The sequence below is a fragment of the Enterococcus infantis genome, assembly GCF_049166715.1.
GTDB lineage: Bacteria > Bacillota > Bacilli > Lactobacillales > Enterococcaceae > Enterococcus_C > Enterococcus_C leclercqii.
This window is the reverse complement of record NZ_JBMHFB010000005.1, coordinates 215,905-229,250: the sequence shown is the minus strand read 5'-3', so window position 1 is coordinate 229,250 and position 13,346 is coordinate 215,905. Positions and strand designations below refer to the sequence as shown.

Genomic DNA, 13,346 nt, shown 5'->3' with positions numbered 1-13,346 from the left:
GACAGGTCACTTCCACTATTTTTAATGGAAGTCACTTGTCTTTTTCGTGTGGTTCACGTTTGGTATTTTTCGCTTCGGGGAGGTTGGCAGGACAAATGTCATGGCTTTTTTTACATAAGCCAAAATATTTTATTCACTTTACTTATTAATGGGTAGTGCTCCTTTAGTAAATCAGCAGCGACATCACATTTAAGCTGCCTTTATCCGAATAGACAAGCCTCAACTACGATATTGCATGGGAGTACAGCCATAGCGTTTTTTAAAGAGACGGTGAAAGTGATTGATATTGGCAAATCCTGCTTGATACGCTGCTTCTTGGATGGTTATGGAGCGATTGGTCATATGATAAACTGCCAATTGCAGCCTTGCTTGAATCAATTCTTCTTTTGGTGTCGTATGGAAATACTCCCGATACAATCGATAAAACTGACTCTTCCCTAGTTGTAATAATTGACACATTTTTTCTGCCGACCAATCTTGTTCACAGTTGGCCAGCATCAAAAGACGTAACGAATGGATTTCGTGGTACAAGGAAGGATCACTGGTTTGTACCTGATAATTGGCCGCACCTCTAGCCGCTAAGAGCAATAATTCCTGCAAATACAAGTGGATTAATGCGCTGCTCTCCGGCAACCGTTGGAGGTATTCCCGATGAATTTTTTGCAATAGCCGATTGAGACTTTCATCTTTGCCTGGATAAAACAATTGGTTCACTGGCAATTTTTCCGGCAAATCCGCAGCAGTCGCACCAGTGAATTCAGCAAAACTATTGAAAAACTCCTTTTCCGCCTGATAGTGTTGAAAAGTCCCTGGCGTATAAAGAATACATGCCCCCCGCTTAGCCTGTTGTGTGCTCCCATCCGCAAAAATAAAGGTCATAGGGGACAACACCAACAAAAACAAGTATTCTCCCAGTCCCTCTGGTCGATAGATTCGGTCGTGGTTAACATTGTGGGTATGATACCCGCAGAAGGTGACTTCCATCTTATTTCCTGCCTTTTTTCATTTTCTCAAGTTTCCCAAGAAGGGGAGATTTTGTCAATCCTCTTTCAGTAAATTACTGTCTAAGCAAAGATGCTATTTTTGATAAAGAAATTTATCGGAGAAAGCATCAATCTTTTGCGACATAAGTTCCTTTTTTCAGGAGCGCACTGCTTTTATACTTTAGATGAAAACAAAGTAAAGGAGCAGTACTTCTTATGAAAAAAGCCTCAATTATGATCGACAAACACTTTATTTTATCCGAAATTGACCAACGAATCTATGGTTCCTTCGTTGAGCACTTGGGTCGCTGTGTTTATGAAGGAATTTACCAACCTGGACATCCGGCAGCAGATGAAAACGGCTTGCGACAAGATGTTGCACAGCTAATTCGTGAGCTGAATGTTCCAATCACTCGCTACCCTGGCGGTAACTTTGTCTCGGGCTACAAATGGGAAGACAGTGTCGGGCCTAAGCAAGAGCGTCCAAATAAAATCGACCTTGCTTGGCGAGTGGTGGAATCCAATCAGTTCGGTTTGAATGAGTTTATGGAGTGGACCAAAACCGTCAACACCCAGCCAATGATGGCCGTCAACTTGGGGACTCGTGGCATCGAAGCCGCAAAAAATATCATCGAATACACCAACTTAAAAAAGGGCAGCTATTACAGCGATCTGCGCCGCCAACACGGAGTTGTCGAACCCCACGATATCAAGCTCTGGTGCCTAGGTAATGAAATGGATGGGCCGTGGCAAGAAGGCCATAAGACAGCACTGGAATATGGGCGCCTTGCTGAAGAGGCCGGTAAAGCCATGCGGATGGTGGATCCCGACATTGAGACCGTGGCTTGCGGTAGCTCCAACTTAGACATGCCCACTTTTGCATTCTGGGAAGATACCGTCTTAAACCAATGTTATGATCAAGTAGATTACATTTCTATGCATCAATATTATGGTAACCACGACGGCAATAGCCAGCAATACCTGGCAAATTCAGACGGGATGGACCAATTCATTCGAGAAGTCATCGCTATCTGCGACGCAGTAAAGGCCAAGCGTCGTGGCAAAAAGAACATCAACATCTCCTTTGACGAGTGGAATGTCTGGTATCACTCCAATGAGCAAGACAAGCAGATTGAGCCTTGGAGCCAACATCCCCATCAGCTAGAAGATGTCTACAATTTTGAAGATGCGCTTTTAGTAGCTAGCATGATGATCACCATGTTGCGCCATGCAGATCGGGTGAAAATCGGCTGTCTAGCACAACTGGTAAACGTGATTGCCCCAATTATGACTTCTGACACTGGCGCCTGGAAACAGACTATTTTTTATCCTTTTGAAATGATCTCCAATCAAGGTCGCGGACATGTTCTGCACACTCAAACCAAAGCACCGACATTTGCAAGCCGTTATGGCGACTCTTCCTACTTGGATGCCGTAGTAATTGAAAATGACAACGAAGACCTGCTGACAATTTTTGCTGTCAACAAAGACCTCACCGATGATCTAGAACTAACTTGTGATTTCCGTCAATACGAAGGCTATCTCTTGGCTAAACACACAATCTTGCACCACGACAATCTAAAAGCCGTCAATACCGAAGGCGCTCCTGCCACTGTCGTACCAACAGCTAGCACCAGTGTTACCTTTGAAAACGGTCATCTTTCCGGTATTCTGGAAAAGCAAAGCTTCCATATGATTCAATTGAAAAAAGGTTGATTTGTCTGTTCTTTCTTGAGGACGATTTATCATTTGAGAGCCTACCATAACTCTTCTACTGATAAACAGCGCAACATTTTCTATATAATTATCAACTCATTTCACACAATTCAAATGTTTCTTTAGCCAGCTGTACCTGATTTTATACCTGATACTTTTTACTATCATAAAATTATGCAGATAAAAAAAGAGGTAGTCGTCTCATTTTATTAATGGGACAACTACCTCTTTATTTCTTTTGAAAGTTCATTAAAACACTCAATTCCACGGTGCGTATAATGGTCAGTCATATTTTTTCCTTTATCGAATGACCAACATAACGACTTAAATTACTTCCATCATACCCGCTTACGGACATTAACGTGATAAATGTATGTCGAAACATGTGCGGGGTAATATTTTTTTCTTTCCAATCCTTGCCACAAATTCTCTTTATTTTGTGGGCAATTGAACCATTCGCCATGCGTTTATCCTTCGCAATATTGTAAAATAGTAAATCCTTCATTTCACCATTTGATACGCCAAAAATAGCATAAAAAGGGGACTGTGCTGTCCCCTTTCTATCGCTTCTTATTAATTTTAATACGCTGTAAATTGTAAACCATATTGGGTAGTGCCATCTGTCATTTCAACCTTTACTACTTTATACGTTGAACCAAACCATTTACCACCTTCTAAGGTCGCTTCCGCTAACCCTTTGGCATCAGCTTCGCCTTCCGTTGCAAATAGTTGGTTGTAATTCCCAATATTACCACTTACTGGCACAACCTCTACCGCTTCGCTTGAAGCAGTAGTTTCATCGGTTGTTTGCTCAGTAGTTTCAACAGTTTCAGTTGTTGGTTGGTCTGCTTGTTCAGAATCAACTGTTGGTTCAGAAGTTGTTTGTTCAGTAGTTGATTCAGAAACTTCAGCAGTTGTAGATTCAGTTGTTTGTTCTAAAACTTCAGTGGAAACTGTTGGTTGGTCTGCTTGCTCAGTAGATTCAACAGTTGGTTCAGTTGTTGGTGTCAATGAACGAGCAGAACTGCTTCTACCACTCGTTCCAGTCATATCATATTCAACCCCAATTAGAACAAAACCCATTTTATACATATTATTTCCAGTAGGCTCAATATGAATTCCTACACCCATTTGAACAACACTTGATGATAACATAAATACATTATGGTCATGTGAATCTTTCCATGCTTGAAGCGCCGCATTTGCCCCAAGTTCCATCAAACGATTCAAATCTCCTCCATTTAAAAGACCAATGTTTTCTCCAGAAGGAATACCAATAAATCCTAGCTCATCCATTGCAGTTCCCCAACTACTTCCATCAGGACGGGTATGGTCATATACTGTAAAAATTTCTACTGCACGAGTTGCTGTAGCCTGCATTGCATAACTGTTTTCTACTGCTACTTCACATCCATTACTTACTCGGTAATCATTGATTGCATTAAACAAGTCTTGTGTAATTTTGGCTTCCGCTTCCGCAATCGTTGGCTCAGATGGTGCCTCATCTTTTGTATAAGTGAAAGTAATGGTTTCATTTTTGGTTACCGTAATTGTTTGGCTGGCTTCCCCATTTAAAGTATAACCTTCAAATGTTTTTGCTTGAGCTGTAAATGATTGACCTTTTTCTACTTCAACAACAGGTTCCGTTTCCAAAGTATTGCCTTCAGCATCTTTATGAACTACCGTTACCGCAATTTTTTGAATGTTTTCTTTCAAGCCATTATAAGCAGTTTGTAAAGAAGTTTTCGCACTATCTACTTGTTGCTGTGTAGCTTTATTATCATTCAATACTGTCAAGGCATTCGCACGAGCTGTTGTAAACGTTGACCATGTGTCATTGGTATAATTTCCTTGCGTCAAGTCTTTTACTTTATTGTAAAGTGTTTGTAGCGCTGTTTTATCAACTATTGGCGCATTTTTGGTGTAATTGAACGTAATAGTTGCATTCCCAACTACTGTAATTGTTTGAGTTGCAGAACCATCTAATGTATACCCGTCAAAGGTTTTCGCATTGAATGTTTGGGAACTGCCCACTTGCGCTTTTACAGTTTCTTCAACAGGGTCTTTCCCTTCATTAAATACATGTTTTACTGTAATTGTTGCTTGTTTGGCTACATATTTGACACTCACTGCTTTGGTTTCACCAAATTTCACCGTAACAGTGGCGTTATCGTCTAAAGCATAATACAGTCCATCATGTACCACAGTTTCCTCGAAAGCAACATCTTCCATCGTACCAATTTGCCCATTGATAGTAGCTTGACCTAAGATAATGTTTCCTGAAACTTGTTGCAATAGAACGGTAACCATATCCTTGTCATAAGTGAAGTCTACTGAATCAACCTCACCATATTTTACTGTTTGGGCTTTATCAGAGGTCTTCCAGCCTAAACCGGCATCATCTACTACTTTGGCATCTGGTGTAATGGTTACACTTGAACCTTCTTCCCCAGTCATTGTTTTGGTCTTAATAACTGCACCATCAGTAGTTTTATAGTTTACAGTAATGGTTTTGGTCTCAGGCGTTACAGGTGCTTCTACCAAGTTTTTAATGGCTTCATTTAAGTTTTGCGCAGCCAAGTCCACATCTTCTTGGGTGGTATCCGCTGATTCGTTTACTTCGTTTGCTTTAGCCAAAGCATCAAGAACATCTTTAAAGGAATCTTCGGTATATTTACCACTATCCAAGTCGTTTGCTTTAGCAATGGCTTCTTGTAAGGCTGTTTTATCCACTACTACTGGTTTGTCTTCCAGAGAATCATAAGCATTTTGTAAAGCAGTTGTTGCATCATCTACTTGTACTGTCATCAGCCAATACCGCTTTAGCACTAGCCAATGCATCTGTAAATGCTTTAACAGAAGCTTCGGTGTAAGGAGTTGTATCCAAATCTTTAACCGCATTTACCAATGTTTCCAACGCATCTTTGTTTACTACATCCACTGCATCTTTTTCATAAGTGAAAGTAATGGTAGTATCTTTTGAAACGGTAATGGTTTGGCTCATGTCCCCTTTAAGCGTATAGCCATCAAATGACTTCGCTTGAGCGGTAAATGTTTTACCGTCTTCGACTTCTACAGCTTGTTCAGTTTCCAATACATCACCATTAGTAGCAACATGTTCAACCGTTACTTTGTAGGTAGTAATAGGTTCCGCATCTTTTACATAGGTGAAAGTAATGGTTTTATTCCCATCAACAGTAATTGTTTGCGTTGCTTCACCCTTAACGGTATAACCCTTAATTGCTTTAGCAGTTGCGGTGAACACCTGCCCTTTTTCAATGTCTTTGGTAATAGCTGGGTCTGCAAGATCATTACCATCTTCATCTACATATTTAACTGTAATATCAAATTTTTCAACGGGTGTAACATTTTTTGTATAAGTGAATGTAATGGTTTTATTCCCGTCAACAGTAATTGTTTGGGTTGCTTCCCCTTCTAAGGTATACCCATCAATTTGTTTGGCAGTTGCCGTATAGCTTTCGCCATCTTCTACTTGAATGGTTTCAGCGTCCACAAGGTCTTTACCATCTTCGTCTACATATTTAATAGTAATATCGAATTTTTCTGTAGGTGTCGGTGCTTCATTTTTAGTATAAATGAACGTAATGGTTTTATTATTATCCGCTTTTACTTCTTGAGTTGCTTCACCTTTAAGAGTGAATCCAGTGAATGATTTTGCGGTTGCTTTAAATGTTTCCCCTTCTTTGACTTTTACATCAGATTCTTTAAGAAGAACATTGCCGTCCTCATCTTTATGAACCACTGTCATCGTAAACTCTTTGGCTTGAGGAGTTTCAGGCTCAGTTGGGTCAGTTGGATCAACTGGCTTAGAAGGGTCAGTTGGTTTTTCTGGAGTGGTTGGGTCAGTTGGCTTATTAGGAGTTTCTGTATTGCCATTACCCTTATTGTCATCTTCTTTACCAGAATCAGTTGCATTACCCTTATCCGAATTATTAGTTGAGTTGCCTTTATTACTATCTTCTGTTACATCACTACCAGAGTTACTTGGTGTAGTATTGTTTACTACATTCCCTTTATCATCTGTTTGAACAGGTGTTTTAGGGGTGTCTGTCGTTTGGTTTGCTACGGGTTTGGAAGAATCCATTTTATCAGAATCTTTTACTACTACATCAGAAACCACATTACCGTCAGCATCTTTAACCGTTACATGATTGCCATCCCAATGAACTACATGTCCTACTGGAATAGTATATTGGTCGCCTTGTTGCAAACCATTCATTTCCATTAATTTAAAGGGTTCAATGTTAATGGCTTTGCCAATTTCCCAATAGGTATCGCCCCATTGGAAAGTTAGGGAAGTCTGTCCCTCACTAATACGAGAAGCAATTTGTTCAGCTGTATTGGCTACCCATACCCCATCTGCTTCGGAAGCATCTACGCTAGTCGTTCCACCAACAATTCCAATTCCCATTAATAGAGTAGCACCTGCGACTACCCATTGTTTTTTCGCTTTGTACATCCGTTTGCGATTAACCGTTTCGCCTTGCCTCATTTGCTTGACTCTGTTCGCTTTACTCATTTTTTCTAAACCTCCAACTTCTTTGCTCAAAATACGCCATTACCAACCTCGGTCAAAAAACACGCATGTTCATTACAGTAGAACATTCGTTGACTGTAATAATCATTTGTTTAAGAGAGCATAGAAATTTAGGCAAAAAAAGAAGCCTATAAAATACTGACCTCAGTATCTACAAGCTTCTTGTTTGTTTATATTTTTTTATATTTTAACTGTAAAAAACAAATGATTAATGTACAAATGGTCCACAAGAAATACACCTTCTATTTTAGCACTAGTGAAATTTAAAGCAAAGTGAAAATACTATCTCCTACGGGAAACATCGCTATTCTTCAATAGTTTGTAGATAAATGAAACAGAAACGCCACATCTGTTAGCGATTTCTTCTACTGTAAGTTGATTTAATTGGTACATCTTGATTATTTTACTCTTTGTACTCTTATCATATTTTTGAGGTCTTCCCAGTTGTACACCTCGTTTCCTGGCATTATCTATCCCAGTTTGCACCCGTGCTCGAATTGATGTAAGTTCCCAACTTGAAACAATCGACAACATCTGTATCATCATCTTCCCTGTTTCAAAATTTGAATCTAACCCCTCACTTATTGAAATTATGTTAATTCCTAAATTGCCTAAGTCTTCTAAAGTGTTTAAAATTAGGCGAGGGTTCCTGCCTAATCGGTCTAATCTATAACATACAATGCTCACATCATATCGGGTTGATAACTCCTTTGCCCTTTCTATTAAGTTATGGAACTCTTTACGGCCGTCATTGCCACCAGACCCCTTTTCAGAATAAACTTCTATACAACCATTTTCTCTTAATAATTTCACCTGCGAATTTAAAGAATCATCTTGGGTCTCATCACTTTTAGAAACTCGAGCATATCCCAATAAAATTTTTTCTTTTTCCTTCAAAAAAAACACCTCCATATATTATCCCAATATTATAATTAGGAGATTTCAATATATGGAGATTTTCACAGTTCTATTTCATTTTGATAATTATCGCTATATGTCTGATTCATTAGTTTAATATCACTGACGATTTCTTCAAATTCATTCTTTCGTTTACTATGTTTTTCAGCTAATTGAACCTTTTTTCTATGTTCAGCATTTAATGCGTTTAAACTACTATTGAAATTAGACACAACTGCTTTATCAGATTTTGATAATTGGAAGTCTTTGGTCTCAATTTGAAAGTCCAAAATTTCCTTAAGATAAGCTTCAGTAATTGAAGCCACATGGGAAAGATTATTCACGTCCAAAATAATGACATTTTTTCCCATTGATTTTTTTATAATTCGTAACCCCTCTGTCGCTTGTCCTCCTTTCCTAATTATTGTTTGCAGTCCTACAACCACTCCATCACGTCTTTCACCATCCGAGACTAACTCTTTATCAAGTTCAGCATCTTCAAAGAGCTAATTCCAAAATTCTGATATGGTAATTGCCATTCCCCATGCTCACCTAATTTTCTTATACCTAAAATATTTTTAGGCCGATATAGAAAGAAGCTACTTCACCTATCCATCAAATTCATGATGAACTAAGGTTTTATAGTCAAAGATTGCCGGATCACTAGAGATAAATAGACTAGTCCGGTACTGGGAAAACAGTCAAATTAACCTTCTCTAAAAAGCGAAGAATATCAAATATGAGCCACAAGAAAAAGACAAACCTCTTCCATAAAAAGCAGTGGAAGGGACTTGTCTTTTACTTGTTATAAAGATCAAGGGCTGACTAATCTTGATTTCATCAAAGAAAGTCAAGGTCACTGATTTTTCTTTAATATGTTCTCGTTTCCTCTACGAACTACAACACAAGGATTGTCGCAACCATTTGCCTGCATACATTTTCTTGCTTAGTTGATGAAACCTTCGCCCTTTTCTCCCCTTCACAAACCTATCAACTCTGCTTATTCAATTCCCCACAAAATGAGACATGAACAGGCTGGCGATGTTGAAATAGATCAATACGGAGGTCAGGTCACTCAGCGTGGTGATAAATGGCCCGCTGGCGACGGCCGGATCAAAACCCAGCCGATCCATCAGCATTGGGATCAAACTGCCGGCCAGATTGGCAACAGTGATGGCGCACATCATGGCCATGCCAATCACAAAACCCAATATCGGATTGCCTTTCCAAATGGAAACAATCGCAAAAATTGTTAATCCGGTGATCGCACCGGTCACAAGTCCTGTTAGCACTTCACTGATCACCGTACGGAAAAAAGAGCTTTCCTTGTCGTCATTGATTGCCAACCGGCGCACCGCAACCGCCAATGACTGCGTGCCTGCATTTCCGGCAGTCCCAGTAATCAAAGAAATGAAGACTGCCAAAATCGAAGCTTCACTCACCAATTCCTCGTAATGGCTGATCAGGCTCGCAGTCGCCATTCCTAAGAACAACAGCGTAATCAGCCAAGGTAAACGCCGGCCGGCTGCTTTGACAGGATTTTCGGAAACTTCTTCTACGTTGACCCCCGCCAAACCGGAATAGTCGCTGGCTGCCTCGTCGTCGATTACGTCAATGATATCATCGACAGTGACAATCCCCAGCAAATGGTCGTCGTAATCTGTGACTGGGAGTGCCAGAAAGTCATAATCACGGAAGGTTTGGGCAACATCTTCTTGGTCATCTCCGACATGGACACTAATGACCCGCTCGCTCATGATGTCTACGATCATTGCATCGTCTTCGTTGACGATCAAATCCCGCAGCGAAATTACCCCTACTAGTCGATTTTCCTGATCCACCACATAAATATAGTAGATAGTCTCAGCAGCAGTGGCCTCACTTTTTAATACATACATCGCCGAGCGCACCGTCTGATTGGCTACGATGGAGACATATTCGGTAGTCATGATGGAACCGGCGGTGTCATCTTCATAATGAAGCAGTTCGCGGATTTCTCGAGCAGACTCGGACGGCATAATGCTCAAGTACTTCGCCATCTGTTTTTTGTCCAATGTATTTAGCAAATCTACCGCGTTATCAGTGTACATTTCTGCCAGCATATCGGCAGCATAACGAGGTCGCATCTCTGACAAATATTCCGTCATGTGTTCATTGTCTTCTTCAATGACGTCGAACATATCCGCCATTTCTTTCGGGGAAAGATAGGCATACATGATGTGGCGGTCTGTTTCGTCGAGAGATTGATAAAATTGCCCTTGCTCATAGATATGCAACTCCAAAAAGATTTCTCGAAATTGCTTCATATCATTGTTTTTAAGGGCTGTTCTCAGCTGTTCGAACTGCTCCTCCAGCGCTTCTTGATTTTCATCCAATCTTTCTCACCACACCTTCATTTATTTCAACGACCGAGGCTACCTTCTTACCAGCAGTCCCTCGGTAAACTGTTTTATGGGTCACAAAACATTCAATTGTTACGCATTTCGGCAATCAACAGCCCCATATCCGCTGGCGGTTCTTGCACAAAGGACAGACGTTCACCAGTAAAAGGATGGTCAAACTCCAACTGATAACAGTGCAAAGCTTGGCGATTGATTCGTCCCAAACTGCCCCCGTACATATCATCACCTAAAAGGGGACAGCCGATACTAGCAAAATGAACTCGGATTTGATGGGTCCGACCTGTATGCAAGCGAATATCCACCAATGCCTCAGCCTGCTCTAAATCCCGCCGTTCCAACCAGTATTCAGTCTGGGCACTTTGGCCGTCGGAAGCCACCTGCCTGCGCATCAATGAGGTCCGCTCCCGCGAAATCGGCTTATCAATCATGGCGTGATCAGCTAACCCACCGACTGCACCTCCCACCAAGGCCTGATACTTTTTGAGAAAACGATGAGCTCGCAATTCTTTGTCCAGTTTTGCATGGGCAAAGCCGTGTTTAGCAAAAACCATCAATCCCGACGTGTCACGATCCAGTCTAGTTACGATATGGATTACTTGGTCTTTATAGCCTTGCTTTTGATAGTAAGCCTTCACTCGATTAGCTAATGTGCCAGTGGGATGATACTGGGCCGGTATCGAAGCAATCCCCGCCGGTTTGTTCACTACCAAGACGTGGGCATCTTCATAAACAATCGCTACCGGTCCTTCTGAAGGCAGCATCGTTTCGTGCTCCCCTTCATCAGGGATAAGGAAGCTTACCTGATCTCCAGCTGTCAACTTATACAACACATTTTGTTCATTGCCGTTCACCAGGATCTGTCCACCCTGGAATTTGACTTTAGCCAGCAGGCCTTTGCTGATGCCCTGCTCTTTTAAAAAGCTCCGCAACAGTTGCGGTTCTGATTTTTCAAAACGATATTCAAATCTCATGACTGTCTCCGATAAAGGCATCTTTCACCCGGTGCCAAAAATGCATGTGTCGATTGGATACAAAGCGAATGCGCTCATCAGCGATTCGATAGTACACTGCATCCATCTGATCCTGTTGGATATCCAGTTGATCCACCGTCACCAAATAATCCCCAGAATGCTGCAGTTTAATTTTCAACCAATCATTGTCAGAGATAACGATGGGTGAACCCAGTGTCCGAAAGACCCGGTTGTTCAACGAAGCAATCTCCGCTAATTGCATGGCATTGATGGAAGGATGCAATACTGCCCCGCCAACGCTTTTATTATAGGCTGTTGAACCTGTGGGAGTGGAAACAGATAAGCCGTCCCCCCGAAAGCGCTCAAACAATTCATCTCTGATATAAACATCGGCAACCATCGTCCGGTTTCCCCGTTTAATGGTCGATTCATTCAATGCCAATAGACGACGTTCCGGCTTGCCATTGGCATAAGAGATTTTGACCTCCAAAAGCGGGTAGCTGATACTTTTGACTTCTTCTTCCCTCAGGCTGTCCACCATATCTGCCAACTCGTAATCCCGCCAGTCGGTATAAAATCCCAGATGTCCGGTATGGACTCCTAGAAAGCGGACCTTACTCAATAATTTGGCATATTGGTGGAAAGCTGACAACAACGTGCCGTCTCCACCAACGGAAATCACCAAATCAGGTGCGGCCTGATCCACTTCAATCTGAGCTTCTGCTAAAAGCTGCTTTAGCCGATGGACCACTTGAAGGGTGAGTTTCTGCCGATTCGCCACGATGGCTACTTTCAATCCCATTTGACTGTCCTTTCTACTGCTACAGACGGTAAATTATCTGCCGCCTTTGTCTTGTTCATCTTCTCTGTCGATAGCCGCTAAGTAATAGCCGTCATCGGACTTGCCTCGCCCATGAGCAAATAAGCGTTGCGCTTCTTGGATTTCTTCGCGAATTTTGGACATCTCTTCGTCCAATTGATACGCCGCTTCGGCTGCCCGTTGCAGACGTTCTTTCATCTCTTCAGGAAAAGCCCCTTGGTACTTGTAGTTTAGCGAATGCTCAATTGTCGCCCAGAAGTTCATGGCTAGCGTCCGAATTTGGATTTCTGCCAAAATCTTCTTTTCGCCGCCGATCAGTTGTACAGGATACTCGATTACCAGATGGTAGGAACGGTATCCGCTAGCCTTCTTGTTTGTGATATAGTCCCGTTCGATTAAAACTTTCATATCTTTACGGTTACGAATGATCTGCACGACCTGATGAATATCTTCCACAAATTGGCACATGATTCGCAGCCCAGCGATATCAGACATCTCCTCGTCCAATCGCTCCATCGGAATGTGGCGAATTTGACTTTTGGTGATGATACTTTCTATCGGCTTGACTCGACCTGTGACAAACTCGATGGGTACATGTTTGTTTTGTTCACGGTACTGTTTGCGAATTCCCCGCAGTTTGACTTTCAGTTCAGAAACCGTCTGCTCATAGGGAGCCAAAAAAAGTTCCCAATCTCGTTCCATATTATCCCTCGATTCATCCAGCACCGGAAATTTCTCGGTGGCAGTCCTGTGCAGGCTGTCTACGCTTTTTTACAATCAAAAAAGTCTTAGTACAACCATGCATCCAACATTGATTTTACCATAACTTCGTCTGACTTACGGCATTTTCTTCTTCGCCTGCAAGACCATAATTTCTTCTCATAATTTTGGCGTCACACTTACTCACCTATCCATTCAAGAACAACAAGGCAAGGTTTTTAAGAGACGTACGAGCCGTCCGTTTGAAAATTATTAAACCGATTCAAAAAACTAATGAGA

At 41.5% G+C, this 13,346-nt stretch carries 11 protein-coding genes; 1 reads left to right on the top strand and 10 read right to left on the bottom strand.

The window, feature by feature from the left end; genetic code table 11:
- Nucleotides 1-219: 219 nt before the first annotated feature.
- Nucleotides 220-984, bottom strand: a complete 765-nt coding sequence (locus ACOMA8_RS07755; protein WP_421369813.1) for a helix-turn-helix transcriptional regulator — start codon at nt 982-984, stop codon at nt 220-222.
- A gap of 215 nt (nt 985-1,199) precedes the next feature.
- On the opposite strand from ACOMA8_RS07755, the gene arfA reads away from it, so the two are divergent.
- Nucleotides 1,200-2,699, top strand: a complete 1,500-nt coding sequence (arfA, locus tag ACOMA8_RS07750; protein ID WP_421369811.1) for an arabinosylfuranosidase ArfA — start codon at nt 1,200-1,202, stop codon at nt 2,697-2,699.
- A 286-nt stretch (nt 2,700-2,985) separates the two neighbouring features.
- Here arfA and ACOMA8_RS07745 read toward each other — a convergent pair whose 3' ends face one another.
- The 9 genes from ACOMA8_RS07745 to yjbM all read right to left on the bottom strand — a co-directional run bounded on the left by ACOMA8_RS07745 (nt 2,986) and on the right by yjbM (nt 13,049).
- Complete coding sequence (locus ACOMA8_RS07745) at nt 2,986-3,204, bottom strand: tyrosine-type recombinase/integrase (protein WP_421369809.1); 219 nt, start codon at nt 3,202-3,204, stop codon at nt 2,986-2,988.
- 74 nt (nt 3,205-3,278) lie between these two features.
- Complete coding sequence (locus ACOMA8_RS07740) at nt 3,279-5,507, bottom strand: MucBP domain-containing protein (protein ID WP_421369807.1); 2,229 nt, start codon at nt 5,505-5,507, stop codon at nt 3,279-3,281.
- Complete coding sequence (locus tag ACOMA8_RS07735) at nt 5,488-7,239, bottom strand: MucBP domain-containing protein (protein ID WP_421369805.1); 1,752 nt, start codon at nt 7,237-7,239, stop codon at nt 5,488-5,490. The genes ACOMA8_RS07740 and ACOMA8_RS07735 overlap by 20 nt, the downstream gene beginning before the upstream one ends.
- Nucleotides 7,240-7,539: 300 nt before the next feature.
- Nucleotides 7,540-8,154, bottom strand: coding sequence for a recombinase family protein (locus ACOMA8_RS07730; RefSeq protein WP_421369803.1), 615 nt, complete (start codon nt 8,152-8,154; stop codon nt 7,540-7,542).
- A 62-nt stretch (nt 8,155-8,216) separates the two neighbouring features.
- Complete coding sequence (locus ACOMA8_RS07725) at nt 8,217-8,600, bottom strand: hypothetical protein (protein ID WP_421369801.1); 384 nt, start codon at nt 8,598-8,600, stop codon at nt 8,217-8,219.
- Nucleotides 8,601-9,158: 558 nt separating this feature from the next.
- Nucleotides 9,159-10,529, bottom strand: a complete 1,371-nt coding sequence (gene mgtE, locus ACOMA8_RS07720) for a magnesium transporter (protein ID WP_161898971.1) — start codon at nt 10,527-10,529, stop codon at nt 9,159-9,161.
- Between the two features lie 92 nt (nt 10,530-10,621).
- Complete coding sequence (locus ACOMA8_RS07715) at nt 10,622-11,527, bottom strand: RluA family pseudouridine synthase (protein ID WP_421369798.1); 906 nt, start codon at nt 11,525-11,527, stop codon at nt 10,622-10,624.
- Entirely contained in the window at nt 11,517-12,323 is an 807-nt protein-coding gene (locus tag ACOMA8_RS07710; RefSeq protein ID WP_337248034.1) for an NAD kinase, read from the bottom strand. Before ACOMA8_RS07710 ends, ACOMA8_RS07715 begins: the two co-directional genes overlap by 11 nt.
- Nucleotides 12,324-12,362: 39 nt before the next feature.
- Nucleotides 12,363-13,049 carry a GTP diphosphokinase gene (yjbM, locus tag ACOMA8_RS07705; RefSeq protein WP_421369796.1) on the bottom strand — a complete coding sequence of 229 codons (687 nt, stop codon included), beginning with the start codon at nt 13,047-13,049 and terminating at the stop codon, nt 12,363-12,365.
- Nucleotides 13,050-13,346: the final 297 nt, after the last annotated feature.